The sequence below is a fragment of the Sphingobacterium rhinopitheci genome (assembly GCF_022627575.1).
GTDB lineage: Bacteria > Bacteroidota > Bacteroidia > Sphingobacteriales > Sphingobacteriaceae > Sphingobacterium > Sphingobacterium rhinopitheci.
Genome location: NZ_JADEYQ010000001.1, coordinates 544,077 through 560,859, shown reverse-complemented (window position 1 = coordinate 560,859; position 16,783 = coordinate 544,077). Strand labels below are relative to the sequence as shown.

17 protein-coding genes and 1 tRNA gene are annotated in these 16,783 nt (G+C 34.9%); 9 read left to right on the top strand and 9 right to left on the bottom strand.

Annotation, left to right across the window (positions count from 1 at the left end):
• The first annotated feature begins 1 nt into the window (after position 1).
• Complete coding sequence (locus IP023_RS02480) at positions 2 to 1,102, top strand: TlpA disulfide reductase family protein (protein WP_241788662.1); 1,101 nt, start codon at positions 2 to 4, stop codon at positions 1,100 to 1,102.
• Positions 1,103 to 1,206: 104 nt separating this feature from the next.
• On the top strand, positions 1,207 to 1,908 hold the full coding sequence (locus IP023_RS02475) for a response regulator transcription factor (protein ID WP_241788661.1): 702 nt from the start codon (positions 1,207 to 1,209) through the stop codon (positions 1,906 to 1,908).
• 32 nt (positions 1,909 to 1,940) lie between these two features.
• Here the strand turns inward: IP023_RS02475 and IP023_RS02470 are convergent, their stop codons facing one another.
• Together IP023_RS02470 and folK are read right to left on the bottom strand one after the other, a co-directional pair.
• Positions 1,941 to 2,288: an Hpt domain-containing protein gene (locus tag IP023_RS02470; RefSeq protein ID WP_241788660.1), complete on the bottom strand. Its 348-nt coding sequence runs from the start codon at positions 2,286 to 2,288 to the stop codon at positions 1,941 to 1,943.
• Complete coding sequence (gene folK, locus IP023_RS02465; protein ID WP_241788659.1) at positions 2,275 to 2,775, bottom strand: 2-amino-4-hydroxy-6-hydroxymethyldihydropteridine diphosphokinase; 501 nt, start codon at positions 2,773 to 2,775, stop codon at positions 2,275 to 2,277. The genes IP023_RS02470 and folK overlap by 14 nt, the downstream gene beginning before the upstream one ends.
• A gap of 81 nt (positions 2,776 to 2,856) precedes the next feature.
• Here folK and sppA point away from each other — a divergent pair, with 81 nt between their 5' ends.
• The gene (gene sppA, locus IP023_RS02460; RefSeq protein ID WP_241788658.1) at positions 2,857 to 4,620 is read left to right on the top strand and encodes a signal peptide peptidase SppA; all 1,764 of its coding nucleotides are present in this window, start codon (positions 2,857 to 2,859) and stop codon (positions 4,618 to 4,620) included.
• Positions 4,621 to 4,739: 119 nt separating this feature from the next.
• Positions 4,740 to 5,930, top strand: a complete 1,191-nt coding sequence (locus tag IP023_RS02455) for a phosphoglycerate kinase (RefSeq protein ID WP_241788657.1) — start codon at positions 4,740 to 4,742, stop codon at positions 5,928 to 5,930.
• 134 nt (positions 5,931 to 6,064) lie between these two features.
• Here IP023_RS02455 and IP023_RS02450 read toward each other — a convergent pair whose 3' ends face one another.
• Positions 6,065 to 6,244, bottom strand: coding sequence for a spore protein (locus tag IP023_RS02450; protein WP_241788656.1), 180 nt, complete (start codon positions 6,242 to 6,244; stop codon positions 6,065 to 6,067).
• A gap of 38 nt (positions 6,245 to 6,282) precedes the next feature.
• Positions 6,283 to 6,353 (bottom strand) — tRNA-Cys (locus tag IP023_RS02445).
• A 241-nt stretch (positions 6,354 to 6,594) separates the two neighbouring features.
• Between IP023_RS02445 and IP023_RS02440 the strand changes: the two genes are divergently transcribed.
• Positions 6,595 to 7,221, top strand: a complete 627-nt coding sequence (locus IP023_RS02440) for a porin family protein (protein WP_241788655.1) — start codon at positions 6,595 to 6,597, stop codon at positions 7,219 to 7,221.
• Positions 7,222 to 7,349: 128 nt separating this feature from the next.
• A complete protein-coding gene (lipA, locus tag IP023_RS02435; RefSeq protein ID WP_241788654.1) occupies positions 7,350 to 8,231 on the top strand; it encodes a lipoyl synthase in 882 nt (293 codons plus the stop codon).
• Between the two features lie 78 nt (positions 8,232 to 8,309).
• Here the strand turns inward: lipA and IP023_RS02430 are convergent, their stop codons facing one another.
• The 4 genes from IP023_RS02430 to upp form a co-directional block, all read right to left on the bottom strand.
• Positions 8,310 to 8,720 (bottom strand): BrxA/BrxB family bacilliredoxin, encoded by a 411-nt coding sequence (locus tag IP023_RS02430; RefSeq protein ID WP_241788653.1) that lies wholly within the window; start codon positions 8,718 to 8,720, stop codon positions 8,310 to 8,312.
• A gap of 279 nt (positions 8,721 to 8,999) precedes the next feature.
• Positions 9,000 to 9,548, bottom strand: a complete 549-nt coding sequence (locus IP023_RS02425; RefSeq protein ID WP_241788652.1) for an AAA family ATPase — start codon at positions 9,546 to 9,548, stop codon at positions 9,000 to 9,002.
• Positions 9,549 to 9,615: 67 nt separating this feature from the next.
• A complete protein-coding gene (locus IP023_RS02420; protein WP_241788651.1) occupies positions 9,616 to 10,089 on the bottom strand; it encodes a ribonuclease H-like YkuK family protein in 474 nt (157 codons plus the stop codon).
• Between the two features lie 67 nt (positions 10,090 to 10,156).
• Positions 10,157 to 10,801 carry a uracil phosphoribosyltransferase gene (gene upp / locus IP023_RS02415; RefSeq protein WP_241788650.1) on the bottom strand — a complete coding sequence of 215 codons (645 nt, stop codon included), beginning with the start codon at positions 10,799 to 10,801 and terminating at the stop codon, positions 10,157 to 10,159.
• Between the two features lie 124 nt (positions 10,802 to 10,925).
• Between upp and uvrB the strand changes: the two genes are divergently transcribed.
• Positions 10,926 to 12,962, top strand: a complete 2,037-nt coding sequence (uvrB, locus tag IP023_RS02410) for an excinuclease ABC subunit UvrB (protein ID WP_241788649.1) — start codon at positions 10,926 to 10,928, stop codon at positions 12,960 to 12,962.
• Between the two features lie 25 nt (positions 12,963 to 12,987).
• Here uvrB and IP023_RS02405 read toward each other — a convergent pair whose 3' ends face one another.
• Complete coding sequence (locus IP023_RS02405) at positions 12,988 to 14,367, bottom strand: alpha-L-fucosidase (RefSeq protein ID WP_241788648.1); 1,380 nt, start codon at positions 14,365 to 14,367, stop codon at positions 12,988 to 12,990.
• Between the two features lie 128 nt (positions 14,368 to 14,495).
• Here IP023_RS02405 and proB point away from each other — a divergent pair, with 128 nt between their 5' ends.
• A complete protein-coding gene (gene proB, locus IP023_RS02400; RefSeq protein WP_241788647.1) occupies positions 14,496 to 15,527 on the top strand; it encodes a glutamate 5-kinase in 1,032 nt (343 codons plus the stop codon).
• Positions 15,528 to 15,534: 7 nt separating this feature from the next.
• Positions 15,535 to 16,782 (top strand): glutamate-5-semialdehyde dehydrogenase, encoded by a 1,248-nt coding sequence (locus tag IP023_RS02395; protein WP_241788646.1) that lies wholly within the window; start codon positions 15,535 to 15,537, stop codon positions 16,780 to 16,782.
• Position 16,783 lies beyond the last annotated feature (1 nt).

Genomic DNA, 16,783 nt, shown 5'->3' with positions numbered 1-16,783 from the left:
AATGAAAAAGCTACAATCTATTATTGCCGGATTGGTGTTGTTGGGAACAATCAGTTGTTCAAATAAGGATTTAATTTCTATTTCCGGGGAGATTAGTAATCCCGGTAATGTTAAGGTTGTAGCTTTTTATGAAGGTGAACGGAAATTAGACTCTGTCTTTTTAAGTGACCAAAATAAATTCAAATTTGAACGTCAAGCTACACAACCAAGATTAATGACCGTTCAAATAGGGAATAATAAATACCCTATTATCTTGACGCCAGGTGAGAAACTGGTGTTTACTGCTGACTTGCAAAATGATCCAGAGAAATATAATGTTGAAGGATCTGAGCTATCGACCGCTTTACAGTTATTTGCACAGATCAAACAGCGCAAAGATTTCCTAGAAGATTCTTTACAGAATGATTTTATGAAACGAATAGCTAATAAATCAGAACCTGAGATTGAGAGTATGCGCGCGGAGTATTTGGCTAAATATAGAGAGACAATGAGCTATTATACGAGCCAAGCGAGTGCATATGCCGCTAATCAATCTAATTTAGCTGGTTTTTATGCTATGAGCACATTAGATCCGGAAGTCGCAGAAACGGAATTGATTAATTATGCTGATCAGATCAAAGATCAATTTGTAGATAATAGAGCTGTAATTCAATTCAAAGAAGAAGTTGATAAGTTACGTAAGCTTGCTGTTGGACAACCTGCTCCATTATTTGAAGCTTATACGCCAGATAATAAGACTGTTAGATTAGCAGATTATAAAGGCAAATATACATTGGTTGATTTTTGGGCTTCATGGTGCGTGCCCTGTCGTAAAGAAAATCCTAATTTAGTACGTATTTATAATGAGTTTAAAGACAAGAACTTCACTATATTGGGGGTATCGTTAGATAATAATCCTGGCTCTTGGATGCGTGCTATTGAAGATGATAAATTGCCATGGACTAATATTTCTGATTTGAAAGCTTGGACTTCAAACTTGATAATTGATTATCGTATAAAAGCCATTCCTTCTTCTGTATTAGTAGATCCAAATGGAATTATAATTGCTAAGAATTTACGAAGTGCTCAATTGGAGGAGTTTCTAAAGAAGACTTTAAAGTAATATAGTTTACGTAATTGTTAATGTATTTGGTCTTGTTAACAATTTCATAACATTTGATTAACTTTATATTACCATAAAGTATATACTTTAGTAAAAAAACAACCATGAGTGCTAATCAAAAAATTCTCGTAGTAGATGACGAGCAAGATATTTCGGATTTGATTTCCTATAATTTAACTAAAGAAGGTTATCAGGTTTACACTGCTCCTAATGGTAAGATAGCTATTGAAAAAGCCAAAGAAGTAAATCCTGATTTGATTATTCTTGATGTTATGATGCCTGTTATGGACGGTATTGAAGCATGTCGTATTATGCGGGCCATGCCCGAATTTAAGAATACATTTATGGTATTCTTAACGGCGAGAAGTGAAGAATATTCTGAAATTGCAGGTTTTAATGTTGGTGCTGATGATTATATCGCTAAACCAATAAAACCTCGAGCTTTAATGTCGCGTATCAACGCTATTCTAAGACGTAATGCGCAAGATAATGTGGAAGAAGTTGCCGATAAGTTTGAAATTGCTGACTTAGTCATTGATCGAGATTCATTTTTAGTGTTTAGAGGCAATGAAAAAATTGTACTAGCGAAAAAGGAATTTGAATTATTATATCTTTTAGCTTCTAAACCTAATAAAGTCTTTACTAGAGAACAAATTCTAAAAGCTATTTGGGAAGATTCGGTTATCGTAACCAATCGAACAATAGATGTTCATATCAGAAAATTGCGTGAAAAAATTGGAGATAATTATGTATATACTGTTAAAGGAGTAGGATATAAATTTGAACTCAATTTCAACGATAACTAATACCTAAAAAGGAAGAATTTAATTCTTCCTTTTTAGGTATTAAAATACCTTAGCTCTTCTAACATCAATTCAAATTTTGGTTTTATCTCTTCGAATTTTTTAATTATATCTGCTATATCCGACTCTTTAGAACCTAATTTTTCAAGTTCTTGAAAATGGGCTCTTAAATTAGAAGCGCCTATATATTCCATTGTAGGCTTGATATGGTGTGCCGCAGAACTGATCGCTTTATGATCCCCCTGCTTTATAGTCTGTGCTAATGCTTCAAAATCTAATGGGCATTGTGCTATATATAATTCAACAAATTGCTTAACCATACTATCATTATTCATCATAGACTCATGTATGACAGTTGGGTTGATAATTTTATAATTTTTCATAGCTGTTAATTTTTTTTACAAATAATTTATCCACAGAGTCTATTGAAAGTTGTTTATTAGTCTTGTTAAAATTAGGATGTATATAATCTGGAGCTATCTCTATTAGGGGTAATAATGTGAAATTACGCAAATGAATGTAGGGATGTGGTACAGTCAATGTTGCGGTAGATATTATAGCATTGTTATAATATAATATATCGACATCAATAATTCTTGCGCCCCATTTTTCTTTTCTTACACGCCCTAATTCATGTTCTATTTCTTGACAAATAGAAAGGCTTTCTATAGCTGTATACTGTGTTTCTATGCATAGTACTTGATTGTAATAAATGGGTTGATCTTCTATACCCCAAGCTGCAGATTCATAATTTGAAGAACTTACAATAACTTTGCCAAGTTTCTTATTTAACAAATGATAGGCACTTCTCATTTGTTTTAAAGGATCTCCTAAATTAGCGCCTAATAGTATGTAAATCGTATTCATCATTGATATATTGCAATAATGGATTTAATATTTCATAAAATCAAATTTATTCTACTAATTTTAGGGTATAAATTATTTGTATGTATGAATTTTATTAAACAAGTGCTTGCTACAGTAACAGGGATTATAGTGTCAACTGTACTTCTTTTTATTGGTCTTATTTTTCTAGTTGGCGTATTGGTCCAACAAAGTACCAAAGATGCAGTAATATCTGCCTCCCCAAATTCTATTCTTTATATTAGTTTAGATTATAATATAGTTGAAAAAACAGAATCTAATCCGTTAGAAGATATTGATGTTCCTTTTTATAATTCTGAAAAATCAATAGGATTGAACGATATTCTTGCACGTATTAAATCTGCTAAATCAGATGATAATATCAAAGGGATATATCTGAATACTTCTACAGTAGGATTGGGCTATGCTAGTTTAGAAGCTATTCGTACTGCCTTACTAGATTTTAAAGCTACTAAAAAATTTATTGTCGCTTATAGCGATGTGTATTCACAGAAAGCCTATTACTTAGCCTCTGTAGCAGATAAAATATACCTGAATCCAGAAGGTAGTTTAGATTTCAAAGGTATTAGCTCATCTGTTGTATTCATGAAAGAAGCTTTGGATAAGCTGGGGATTGAGATGCAAGTGATTAAGGTCGGAACTTATAAATCGGCTGTCGAACCATTTATACTTAATGAGATGAGTCCAGCAAATCGAGAGCAAGTTAACTCGTACATCAATAGTATTTATACTACTTTTCTAGCGGATATATCTGTTGATCGGAAGATAACGGTTGATTCACTTCGTAGTATTGCTGATAATTATTTGATCAGAAATGCCGATGATGCATTAAAATATAAATTTATCGATGGTAAATTGTATAAAGATGAATTGTTAAGTGAAATAAAGAAGCGTTTAAATATTAAGGAAGATGATGATATATCTTCTGTATCTATCTTAAAATACAGTGGGAATTCAACTATCCCTACAGCTAAAGATGAGGTGGCAGTATTGTACGCGTATGGTGATATTGTCGACGGTGAAGGTAAAGTAGGTCAGATTGGTGGCGATAAAATCTCCAAAGAACTACGTAAGCTGAGACAAGATGATAATGTTAAAGCTGTAGTTTTAAGAGTGAATTCAGGTGGTGGTTCTGCATTAGCTTCTGAAATCATCTGGAGAGAAGTAGAATTAACTAAAAAGGTGAAACCTATAATGGTGTCAATGGGGGATTACGCAGCCTCTGGGGGATATTATATTGCGGCTGCGGCAGATTCTATTTTTGCTGAGGAGAGTACATTGACAGGGTCAATAGGTGTATTTGGTTTGATCCCCAATATGAAAGATTTGTTGAACAATAAGTTAGGTGTTCATATTGAGGAAGTAAACACCGGAAGATTCTCCGGTTTGATGTCTTCAGTTGCAGATCCATTAACTGCTGAAGAAAGATCAATTATACAAGTTCAAGTAAATAGTACGTATAATACTTTTATGAATCGTGTAGCTGCAGGACGTCATATTTCTGTTGCTGCAGTAGACAGTATTGGACAAGGGCGTGTGTGGACTGGTAAGCAAGCTTTATCGCTAGGTCTTGTTGACAAAATCGGTAATACGGCATCCGCAATTAATGCTGCTGCTAGTAAAGCAGGAATAAAAGATTACAAAGTTGCCGAGTACCCTGTCAAAGAAGATACCTTCTTTGGGTTTTTATCTTCCACCAAAGATCAAATAAAAATGATGTTTTTGGAAGAGGAGTTAGGTATTTATAAACGGTATATTATAGACGTTAAAAAAGTATTGCAGCAATCTGGTATTCAAGCAAGACTTCCTTACAACGAAGAAATTTATTAATTATTAAAGGCTCAGATGATATTAATTCTGAGCCTTTTTTTATATTTACATCTTATATTCAACTAAACTTTAATAAACTTTAGAGCCGGCTAAGTCGGTTCTGTTTTAGAAATAAATATATGAAAACAATAGACAATTTAGATTTTGCTGGTAAAAAGGCATTGGTTCGTGTTGATTTTAACGTGCCTTTGGATGAAAACTTTAATATTACCGATGATAATAGAATTCAGGGGGCTACACCTTCCATTAAGAAAATTTTAAACGATGGCGGTTCTGTTGTTTTGATGTCCCACCTAGGTAGACCAAAAGATGGCCCTACAGATAAATACTCATTAAAACATATCGTGGCTCATCTTTCAAAGGTATTGGGTGTCGATGTACAATTTGCTAATGATTGTATTGGAGAAGAAGCTGTAGCTAAAGCTGCTGCTCTTCAATCTGGTCAAGTATTATTGTTAGAAAATCTTCGTTTTTACAAAGAGGAAGAAAAAGGAGATAAAGACTTTGCAGAAAAACTTTCTAAATTAGCTGATGTATATGTGAATGACGCTTTTGGTACAGCTCACCGTGCACATGCTTCTACCGCTGTGATCGCTCAATTCTTTCCTGACGCCAAATACTTTGGTTATTTAATGGGGGCTGAGTTGAAGAATGCAGAGAAAGTATTAAACAACCCAGAAAGACCGTTTACAGCGATTATGGGAGGAGCTAAGGTATCTGATAAAATTCAGTTGATCGAAGCTTTATTAGACAAAGTAGATAACCTTATTATCGGCGGAGGTATGGCTTATACTTTCGTTAAAGCACGTGGTGGTGAGATTGGTAAATCATTAGTAGAATTGGATAAATTGGATTTAGCAAATGAGCTAGTGAAGAAAGCTGCTGCTAAAGGTGTTAATTTAATACTTCCTACCGATGCACAGATTGCTGATAAATTCTCAAACGATGCTAATGTATACGATGGTCCTAATGATCAAATTCCAGCTGATCTTGAGGGCTTAGATATCGGAGCTGTATCTGCTAAGGATTTTGCTGATGTTATCTTGAAATCTAAAACACTTTTATGGAATGGCCCAATGGGGGTATTTGAGTTTGATACCTTCGCTACGGGAACTAAAGTTGTTGCTGATGCGGTAGTAGAAGCAACTAGTAAGGGTGCTTTCTCTTTAATCGGTGGTGGTGATTCTGCAGCTGCAGTAGCTAAATTTGGAATGAGTTCACAAGTAAGTTATGTAAGTACTGGCGGTGGGGCTTTATTAGAGTATATGGAAGGTAAAATTTTACCTGGAGTAGCTGCTATTCAAGACTAAATAATATTTTTTATATTAAAATGTGGTTTGATGTTATATCGTTAAACCACATTTTTTGTGCTTTACAATTTATGGCGCATAAAAAAGGATCTATACATAGTATAGATCCTTTTTTATATGTTGTAAATTGTAAATTATTTAGCTTGAGCAGCTAATTGATTTAAAATTTCATCGTTTTTAACGATTTGGCTTTTTTTAGACATTTGAGAACGAGAACCGATTTCAATGTTACGTCCTAATTTCAAAAACTGAACTTCAACACGTGAAACAGTTTTGTTTCTTCTGTCTTTTCTTTTTAAACGTGTAACTCCCATTTTATTCTAATATTTTTATATTTTCTAAATTAAAAATGAGGTCGGAAGCGGATTCGAACCGCTGTAGGAGGTTTTGCAGACCTCAGCCTAGCCACTCGGCCATCCGACCTTTTCCCCTTTGAGGGAATGCAAAAGTAACTCTTAATTTTGAAAATGCAAAATTTATAGACAAAAAAAATACCTATTTTTTTGAATACTTTTTTACGGATATTTTATGGTCAGTTATGCAGGTTTGTTATCTACTGAATGATAGTTGTTTAACTTATTTGTTGATTTTTTCCTACGTTTTGGTATGATGTTTGGATGTTGTTCTAATAACTAATATTCATTTATTATTTAAAGGATTTAATATGAAAAAAGTTTTACTATCATTAGGAGTAGCTATGGCAATAGCTACAGGAGTTCAAGCGCAAACGGGATACGGTATAAAAGCTGGTGTTAATTTAGGTGAATATTCTAATATGCCTTCAGGGCAATCTGTGAATACTTCTTTTTATGTTACAGGGTATGCAGATTTACCAGTAGCTTCCAATTTCTCTATTCAACCTGGTATTTCATTACAAGGAAAAGGTACGAAATATGATTTTAAAGATGGAAGTTCATCTGCAGAGATTACACGTAATGTAATGTCTATCGAAATTCCTGTAAATGCTGTTTATTATATTCCAACAGGTGAGTCAGGTAAATTCTTTGTAGGTGCAGGTCCTTACATTGGTTTTAATGTATCGGGAAGAGACAAAGCTAAAGCGGTAACAGGATCATTAAATATCTCTGATGATTATAAATTAAAATTGTCCGGAAGCAATAAAGATCTTAACGTAATTGATGCTGGTGCTAACTTTATGTTAGGCTATAAATTTAGCAATGGATTTTTGTTAAATGCGGGTTATAATTTAGGCTTAACTAATATTGTAGCAGGATCCGATAAGATTGTTTCTAATCGTGTTTGGCAATTTGGTGTAGGCTTCCAATTCTAAGATTACTCTATAAACTTAAATATGAGATACCCCCGGCGACAGTTGGGGGTATTTTTTTGTTGTAAAATGATATTTACTATACAAAATTAGCATTCACTATTCATAGAATAATCCTTACATTTGTGACTATGATAGAACTACCTGTTATACCTGTATCACAAACACAACGCAAACCCGATTGGTTGCGTGTTAAACTTCCTGTAGGGAAAGAATATCGTCATGTACGTAGTTTAGTAGATGAGCATAAGTTGCATACTATATGTGAAAGTGGTAATTGTCCAAATATGGGGGAGTGCTGGGGAGCTGGTACCGCTACTTTTATGATTTTAGGAAATATCTGCACCCGCTCATGTTCTTTCTGTGCTGTAGCGACTGGTAGACCCCTTGCTGTAGATTTGGATGAACCTAATCGTGTTGCTAATTCTGTGAAGTTGATGCAAGTAAAGCACTGTGTTATCACGTCTGTAGATCGTGATGATTTGAAAGATGGCGGTTCTACGATTTGGGCAGAAACTATTCAAGCTATTCGTCGTGAAAGTCCTGAAACTACTTTAGAAACTTTGTTGCCTGATTTTAAAGGTCAATGGGATAATTTAGCTCGTGTTATTGCTGTTCGTCCCGAAGTAGTATCTCACAATTTGGAAACCGTGCGTCGCTTGACCAAAGAAGTTCGTATTCAAGCTAAATATGATCGCTCATTGGAATGTTTACGATTGATATCGGAAGCTGGATTACGTACAAAATCAGGTATCATGCTTGGATTAGGTGAGACCGAAGAAGATGTAATTGAAGCAATGCAAGATTTATATAATGTAGGGGTTCATATTTTGACTTTGGGCCAATACTTACAGCCTACAAAAGCACATCACCCCGTAATTGATTGGATTACACCAGCTCAATTCGAGAAATACCAAAAGATAGGTTTGGAAATGGGCTTTAAATATGTAGAATCAGGTCCACTTGTTAGATCATCATATCATGCCGAAAAACATTTATTTGATATGCAATAATCTCAAAAATAAGATTTTAAATAAAAAGGCTATTCCATTCGGAATAGCCTTTTATATTTTTAAGACCTATTGATTGAATTAACAATATTCGTCAAATGCAGCGATTAAGTTGTCTGCAATCATTTGTGCAGGACGACCTTCGATCATGTGTCTCTCGATCATGTGTACTAATTTACCATCTTTAAATAATGCCATCGATGGTGATGATGGAGGGAAAGGTAACATTAAAGAACGTGCTTGATCTACAGCTTCTTTTTCCATACCAGCAAATACAGTAACCAATTTAGTTGGTTTTTTGCCATTCTGAACTGCAAATTTTGCAGCAGGACGTGCATTAGCAGCTGCACAACCACATACAGAGTTTACAACCACAAATACTGTTCCTTCTGAAGGAATTACTGCATTAACTTCGTCTGCAGTTTTTAATTCTTGAAATCCCGCATCAACTAATTCTTGACGCATTGGAGCTACTAAATATTCTGGATACATAATTTATATTCTTTATTTTTACAAAAATAATAAACATAAGGGGTATTAAAAAGGAGACTATGTCAAAATAGAATCAATTTAGTATACATCTATCTCTATCGTACCTACAACGAGATTAGGATTATGTTTTAGACTAATTAAGATATTTTAAGGATGGAATATCCTTTAATACTTATAAACTTTGTTGAATAAACAATAGCTTATAAGTAATTAAAAGAACAATATATAGATTGGTTTGGTATCGGCAAAGTTAAGGTGGATTGATTATTTATTATATAGCTATTCATAGCTATATTTGATAAATTTTTTACAATACTCTAAACCATTTTTTAGTCTTTCCTCATTTGTATTGGATATTATTACATAATTAGCATCAATTGACTCTAATTCTTTTAACCATATTTCTTTGAAATGCTCTCTTTTATCTGGGAAATCCCGAAGTGGATCATTTTCCCATGCTAAATCAATATCCATCAATAGGTACAAGTCGTACTTTCTATTTTTTATTTCCATTAAGACGTTCTCAGGCGTATAATCAAATAGGTGGTCTGACCATACTTTTACGGTAAGTATAGTGGTATCAAAAAAAACAATATTGTTGTCCATCGTGTCTAGCAGTGCCTCTTCTAGAGCGATCTGGCCATACATCATGTTCACTTCATCTTGCAAGGTGTAATTGTTGTTTAAGTTCTTGCAATAATATCTAGCGTATTCAGGTACACAATACGTATTAAATTCTTTAGCAAGAAATTTAGCCATCGTTGATTTTCCTGTAGACTCGGGACCTACAATAGCAATCTTTATTAGATTTTTATTCTTTACATCCATAGTGGCAATATTAGTAAAAATTTTACTCGTTGCCTACTTCATGTATGTTATAATAATTAATTGGTGTTTACTGTACTAATTTGTTCGCACAATTGGTACTTGCAAATGACTCGGGCTTTGCCTTGAAAATAAATCCCATCCCCAATATATAACCCATTGCTTCTTTGAGCGCTGTATTAGATTTAAAATGTGGATTTGTATTAATGTCAGCATGCACCTCCAAATCTACATCGTAAAGATCAAGTAAAGGACATAGGTGATAGGCGGTTTCTATGGAGTTTTGGACCTCCAATAACATGCGTTCTTTGATACTCATGTTATGTGTTTTTTTGTCTTTGCGTACAAACATAAAGCCGCCCTTATGTTCTCGCAGAAAAACGATTACCGTAGCAAATTCTACAATTCCACGTTTTACTTGTGAATCGGTGCCTATATAAACTTTTAGGTTATTACCGATTTTTTTTTCTTTAATTATCGTTGCTTCAACAGCATCGATTAATGAGGTGCGAATAAATTCGCCATTGAATTTTTGCCATTCCATAATTTAATGATTTTAGTAATAAATTTATAAGTATAGTGTTCATTATAAGTTTCTTGAATGTTAAGTATTAATATTTTTTTCCGTATGCTAAATCACCAGCATCACCTAAACCAGGTACGATATAAGCTTTATTTGTTAGTTCTTTGTCTAAATCTCCAATCCAAATAATAGCTTCTGGAAGAGCTTCTTTGACATAGGACAAGCCTTCTTCAGAAGCTATGATTGCAGCCACATGTAACTCCTTTATGTTATAATTTATTAATAGATCTTGGCAACACATCGCTAAGCTTTTCCCTGTAGCTAACATAGGATCTACTATAATGACTATTTTAGTATCTAAATTAGGAACAGATTCATATTTTTTGTGTATTTCGAATTCTCCACTTTTCTTGGTATGTCTGTAAGCAGCAATAAAACCAGAATCTGCTTGATCAAAAATATTAAGAAAACCTTGATGGAAGGGTAATCCTGCACGCATGATACTGATGATAACGGGTTGATCATCGATTAAATTTGTGTTCGCAATTCCTAGTGGAGTTTCTATTTGTTGGGGTAAGTATGTAAGAGTTTCTGATATTTTATAGGCAATAGTTTCTCCTATTCTTTCTATATTCTTACGAAATCTCATTCTGTCGTTCTGTACATGTACATTACGTAATTCTGCAATGTAATGATTGGCAATGCTATTGCGTTGTGTTAGGATGGTAACCATATTTTAATTATTCTTTCACAAAATTAACAATTAATAGCCATTAAAGTTTATTTATAGTCATAATACTTTCAACGTAGAATGAGAATAGAATTTTAATTGGTATTTTTACAAATAAGCTCATGTAATGAAATTTCAATTAACATCAGAATATAAACCTACTGGAGATCAGCCAACAGCTATTAAGGAATTGGTGGCAGGTGTAAATGGGGGAGAACAGTATCAAACATTATTGGGGGTAACAGGCTCTGGAAAGACTTTTTCAATAGCCAATGTTATTCAACAAACACAAAAACCTACCTTAATACTCAGTCATAATAAGACTTTGGCAGCACAGTTATATGGTGAGTTTAAGCAATTTTTTCCTAATAATTCGGTCAATTATTTTGTCTCTTATTACGATTATTATCAACCTGAGGCTTTTATAGCTTCAACGAATACCTATATAGAGAAAGATTTAGCGATAAATGAAGAGATAGAGAAGTTGCGTCTAGCAAGTACTTCGGCATTAATGTCAGGCAGGCGTGATGTTATTATTGTTTCTTCGGTATCTTGTATTTATGGTATGGGAAATCCAGAGGACTTCTCTCGCTCGATATTTAGATTTGCTGTTGGCACAACTATTTCTAGGAATGCTTTTCTCCACAAATTAGTGGAGATATTGTACGCACGTACTACGACAGATTTTAAACGTGGTACTTTTAGAGTGAAAGGGGATACCGTAGATATTTACCCTGCATATTTGGATAATGCTTATCGTGTATCCTTCTTTGGTGACGATATTGATGAGCTTAGTGAAATAGATCCAGTAACAGGCAAGACTATTATAAAGCATGAAGCCCTTTCCTTATTTCCGGCTAATCTTTTTGTTACCCCAAAAGATAAGTTTACAGATTCTATATGGGCTATTCAGGCAGAATTGTCTCAGCGTACCAAGCAATTGGAGGAAGAAGGCAAAATGCTGGAAGCAAAACGTCTTGAAGAGCGTGTAAATTATGATCTAGAGATGATGCGGGAGTTGGGGTATTGCTCTGGTATTGAAAATTATTCACGTTTTTTTGACGGTAGAGAACCGGGAACACGTCCTTTCTGTTTGTTAGATTATTTTCCAGAGGATTACTTGTTAGTGATCGATGAAAGTCATGTTACTTTGCCTCAGCTACGAGCTATGTATGGTGGCGATAGATCACGTAAGTTATCACTTGTAGAATATGGATTTAGATTGCCTGCAGCATTAGACAATAGACCTTTGAATTTCCCTGAATTTGAGTCTTTAACAAATCAAACAATCTACGTTTCGGCAACACCAGGCGATTATGAACTGCAACAAACTGAAGGCGTTGTTGTAGAGCAAGTAATTCGTCCTACAGGATTGTTAGACCCGATAATAGAAGTTAAGCCGGCTATTAATCAAGTGGATGATTTCTTGGAGGAAGTGGCTAAGGCGATCAAAGAAGGTGGCAGAGTGCTTGCTACAACCCTGACTAAGCGTATGGCTGAGGAGCTTACGAAATATATGACTCGCCTAAATATTAAAGTGCGTTATATCCACTCGGAAGTAAAAACGCTAGAACGTGTAGAAATATTAAGAGGACTGCGATTAGGGGAGTTTGATGTATTAGTAGGTGTCAATTTGTTGCGTGAGGGATTAGATCTTCCTGAAGTTACTTTAGTAGCTATCCTTGATGCCGATAAGGAAGGTTTTTTACGGTCTGAACGATCTTTAATACAAACCATAGGCCGTGCAGCAAGGAATGAAAAAGGCCGTGTTATTATGTATGCCGATAGGATGACCAAAAGTATGAATGTCACCATAGAGGAAACAAATCGACGCCGAGAAAAGCAGATTGCTTATAATTTGGAACATGGTATCACCCCAACCACAGTGGGTAAATCTCGTGAAGAAATAATAGAGCAAACATCTGTTGCTGATTTCAAAACGATCGAAGAGAAGCCTTATGTAGAAGCAGATGGTGGGGTAGCCTATGCTGCTGACCCATTATTGCAATATATGGGGGAGAAAGAATTGAAGAAAGCAGTAGATACTGTACGAAAACGTATGGAAAAAGCAGCGAAAGATATGGACTTCTTGCAGGCCGCAAAGTTGCGTGATGAAATGTTTTCGTTGGAAAAATCTTTTGAAGAGCGGTTTGGAAAACTTTAACCAAATCGCTCTTAGATCTTGTGTGCTAAAAGGCATCACTTATTTTAAATACCCAAGCATACTCACAGGGCATATCATTGATGTTTATCGTAGGAACAGTAATATGTAGTTTTTTATTTTTTATTTTACTCTTTATCTTATGATCTGTACCCAGTAAACTGATATTGTTTGTGTGTTTGATACCGTCAATTATTAATTCCCCAGAAGGCCATTTTTTACATATTACGTAGAGATCCTTTCCTTTTTGTGTAAAAGATATATTTTCCTCTTTGCTGAGTAATTCTTTTTTTACTTGCGTGGTTGTAGTCCCGTAAATAGATTCGCCATTTACATTTAACCATTTCCCGATTGCTAATAACCGTTCTTGCATGACTACAGGGATAAGACCATCAGCCTGCGGCCCCACATTAAGTAATAGATTTCCTCCATTACTGACTTTATCAATTAACAAATCTATCAATTGCTTTGATGAAAAATAATGTTTGTTGGTTTCAAACTTATTGAATCCATATGAAGTACCAATTCCACGGCTTTCTTCCCATGCATGATTTGATTTATCACCTATTCCTTTATTATTATGTACTAGGTCATATTCTGTGGTATAGTAATCTCCATGAAGGCTACGAGTTTCTTTTCCCCATCTGTCATTTACGACGACAACATCTTTCACTGCTGATTCATTATACAGCCATGCCAAGAAGGATTCACTCTTTAGTGTATCACTATTATAATCCCATTCTCCATCCGAAAATATAATCTCGGGCTTATATTTAGTTACAAGTTCCTTCATTTGTGGAATCATATGTTGATCTACCCATGTGTCAATAGTTTCTTTTTTGTATAAAGGATGATTCCATTCCAATAGGGAGTAATAAAAGCCCATATGTAATCCATTATCACGGACCGCTTGCGTTAGTTCTCCTGCTAAGTCACGATTAGATCCAATTTCATAACTATTCCATCTCGGACTGTATTCACTAGGCCAAAGACAAAAACCATCGTGATGTTTGGAGGTTAATACGACATATTTTGCACCTGCATCTTTAAAAAGTTGTGCCCAGTTATTTGGATTAAAATGTTCTGCTTTGAATAAAGGTGCAAAATCTTGATAGGTAAATTTACGGCCATATGTTTTTGTATGGTAATCTTGAAATAGCTTATTCTTTTGAAGCAGTCGATTTTCATAATGCTCGGCATATTTTTCGTAGATTCCTTCGACTTCATCCACAGGCGCATAAGCTGGAACGGAATAAGGGCCCCAATGAATAAAAATTCCAAATTTAGCCTCTTTCCACCATTGTGGTGTTTCACGTTGATCTAATGATTCCCAATTGGGGAGATAGGTTTGAGCATGCGTAATTCCACATCCTATGAGGAATACGATAATGGTTAATAAATAGTTCATAATTTGGTTATTAACTAATAAAAATAGGTAAAATTAATTATTTATGACAATAAAATATGGAATCTGATGAAAGAATAATATCTTAGAGTTGTAACAAAATTGTTTGCAAACAATTATAATATTCCCGTATGAAAAAACCTGTTTTAGTGATCAAATTTGGATCAGCTTCTGTGACCTCCAATGGCGAAATTGATGAGCGTATTATTTTAGAAATAGCACGTCAAGTTTCTCTTTTGCAACCCAGATACAATATTGTACTGGTTTCGTCAGGTGCAGTAGCAGCGGGTAAGAAATATATCACCAATTATAAAGGTATGCTTGAGCAACGTAAAGCAGCAGCAGCTATAGGCAATCCTTTGCTGATACGTAAGTATTCTACCTATTTCAAACCTTATAAAATAGCCTTGGCGCAAAGTTTATGCGAGCGTCATCATTTTTCGAATAGGGAGCAGTTTTTACAATTGAAAAGTACTTATGAAACTTTGTGGAAAAGCAATATTATTCCTGTTGCTAATGAGAATGATGTAGTTAGTAATAAAGAGCTTAAATTTTCGGATAATGATGAATTGGCAACATTGATTGCTGTCGGATTCGGAGCGAAAAAATTGTTGCTGTGTACTTCGGTACCAGGGGTGTTAGATGCTGACGGAAAGGTGATTTCTGAAATTAAAGTTATTGATAAATCGGCTTTATCTTTAGCACGAAAAGATAAATCATCAGTTGGATTAGGTGGAATGACATCAAAGTTGAATTTTGCGCGCTTAGCAACGCAAATGGGGATTGAAGTAACAATATTTAGTATGCATGGTGCGGATGGGATTTTATATGCGGAGAAAGGGGAGACGGGCACTATCTGTAGAGCACAGGAGAAAAAGGTATCTTCTCGCAATAAATGGATGGCAAGTGGTAGCTTGATTGTTGGTTTAGTAAAGGTGGATAAAGGAGCTCTTGAAGCGTTACAAAATCGTAAAAGCTTACTTGCGGTGGGTGTTATAGATATTGTAGCAGATTTTGAAGCCGGGGAGGTTTTTCAAATTGCCGATAATACGGGTTTGATTTTCGCCGTCGCCAAAGCTAAGGTTGACGCTTCGCAAATAGTAAAAGATAAGAAAGTAAAGAATTTAGAAATTGCACATGTAGATGATATTGTGCTATTATAGAAAAGATATGACTGGAATCACAGATCAACTAAAAAAAGCGAGTAAAGCAAAAGGGAATATATCCACATTAGCTATTGAACAAAAAAGTGAATTGTTGCGAAATATCGCAATAGCATTGGAGAATAATATTTCTGATATTATTATTGAGAACAGTAAAGATTTGGATCAAATGGATCCTACTGATGCAAAATATGATCGGTTGAAGCTTACCGAAGAACGTATTCATGGATTAGCAAAAAGCTTGCGTGATGTAGCCGAATTACCTGATCCTACAGGAATAGTGCTTACTGAAGGTATATTGGCTAATGGGCTTAAGATAGAGAAGAAATCGGTGGCTTTAGGTGTAGTGGCTGTTATCTACGAAGCACGTCCTAATGTAACTGTTGATGTGGCTGCATTGTGTATACAGTCCGGTAATGTTTGTTTGCTACGTGGTGGTTCGGATGCTTGGTTTACCAATAGCTATCTTGTTCAATTGATACGTGAAGAATTAGCAAAGGCAAATGTCAATATTGATATTGTTCAATTATTACCTACTGATCGTGCTTTCGTAGCTGAATTATTAACAGCAACAAAATATGTAGATATTATTATTCCTCGAGGTTCTCAATCTTTGATTGACTATGTAAGGGAGCATGCAAAAGTACCCGTTATAGAAACCGGAGCTGGAGTGTGCCATACTTATGTTGAACAGTCGGCTGATTTGGAGATGGCAGCAAAAATTGTGGCTAATGCAAAGATTTCAAGACCTTCTGTTTGTAATGCTTTGGATACTATTCTTGTCGATACAGCTATTGCTAAAGGTTTTGTTTCTCATTTAATTCCTTATTTCTTAGAAGCGAAAGTAGAGGTATTTGCAGATAAAAATATCTATGATGCTTTTAAAGCATTGGATTATCCTTTCCTAGTAGAAGCAGAAGAAGCCGATTTTGGACGTGAGTTTTTGGATTTGAAATGTTCTATTCGCGCTGTTGGGGATTTTTCTACAGCATTAGATTATATAGCAACCTATTCTTCGAAGCACTCAGAATGTATTGTTTCTGCGGATCTCGATAAAATTGCTATTTTTATGAATACCGTAGATGCCGCTGCGGTTTATTCCAATGCATCAACCCGATTTACGGATGGTGGTGAATTTGGATTAGGGGCGGAAATCGGTATTTCTACTCAAAAGCTGCATGCTAGAGGCCCTTTTGCATTAGAAAAATTGGTAACGGAAAAATGGTTTATAACTGGAGAAGGACAAATAAGATAGA

What these genes read in the sequence shown, in the direction of transcription:
- IP023_RS02480 (WP_241788662.1), top strand. Translation starts at nt 2, where the DNA reads ATGAAAAAGCTACAATCTATTATTGCCGGATTGGTGTTGTTGGGAACA.
- IP023_RS02475 (WP_241788661.1), top strand. Translation starts at nt 1,207, where the DNA reads ATGAGTGCTAATCAAAAAATTCTCGTAGTAGATGACGAGCAAGATATT.
- IP023_RS02470 (WP_241788660.1), bottom strand. Translation starts at nt 2,288, where the DNA reads ATGAAAAATTATAAAATTATCAACCCAACTGTCATACATGAGTCTATG.
- folK (WP_241788659.1), bottom strand. Translation starts at nt 2,775, where the DNA reads ATGATGAATACGATTTACATACTATTAGGCGCTAATTTAGGAGATCCT.
- sppA (WP_241788658.1), top strand. Translation starts at nt 2,857, where the DNA reads ATGAATTTTATTAAACAAGTGCTTGCTACAGTAACAGGGATTATAGTG.
- IP023_RS02455 (WP_241788657.1), top strand. Translation starts at nt 4,740, where the DNA reads ATGAAAACAATAGACAATTTAGATTTTGCTGGTAAAAAGGCATTGGTT.
- IP023_RS02450 (WP_241788656.1), bottom strand. Translation starts at nt 6,244, where the DNA reads ATGGGAGTTACACGTTTAAAAAGAAAAGACAGAAGAAACAAAACTGTT.
- IP023_RS02440 (WP_241788655.1), top strand. Translation starts at nt 6,595, where the DNA reads ATGAAAAAAGTTTTACTATCATTAGGAGTAGCTATGGCAATAGCTACA.
- lipA (WP_241788654.1), top strand. Translation starts at nt 7,350, where the DNA reads ATGATAGAACTACCTGTTATACCTGTATCACAAACACAACGCAAACCC.
- IP023_RS02430 (WP_241788653.1), bottom strand. Translation starts at nt 8,720, where the DNA reads ATGTATCCAGAATATTTAGTAGCTCCAATGCGTCAAGAATTAGTTGAT.
- IP023_RS02425 (WP_241788652.1), bottom strand. Translation starts at nt 9,548, where the DNA reads ATGGATGTAAAGAATAAAAATCTAATAAAGATTGCTATTGTAGGTCCC.
- IP023_RS02420 (WP_241788651.1), bottom strand. Translation starts at nt 10,089, where the DNA reads ATGGAATGGCAAAAATTCAATGGCGAATTTATTCGCACCTCATTAATC.
- upp (WP_241788650.1), bottom strand. Translation starts at nt 10,801, where the DNA reads ATGGTTACCATCCTAACACAACGCAATAGCATTGCCAATCATTACATT.
- uvrB (WP_241788649.1), top strand. Translation starts at nt 10,926, where the DNA reads ATGAAATTTCAATTAACATCAGAATATAAACCTACTGGAGATCAGCCA.
- IP023_RS02405 (WP_241788648.1), bottom strand. Translation starts at nt 14,367, where the DNA reads ATGAACTATTTATTAACCATTATCGTATTCCTCATAGGATGTGGAATT.
- proB (WP_241788647.1), top strand. Translation starts at nt 14,496, where the DNA reads ATGAAAAAACCTGTTTTAGTGATCAAATTTGGATCAGCTTCTGTGACC.
- IP023_RS02395 (WP_241788646.1), top strand. Translation starts at nt 15,535, where the DNA reads ATGACTGGAATCACAGATCAACTAAAAAAAGCGAGTAAAGCAAAAGGG.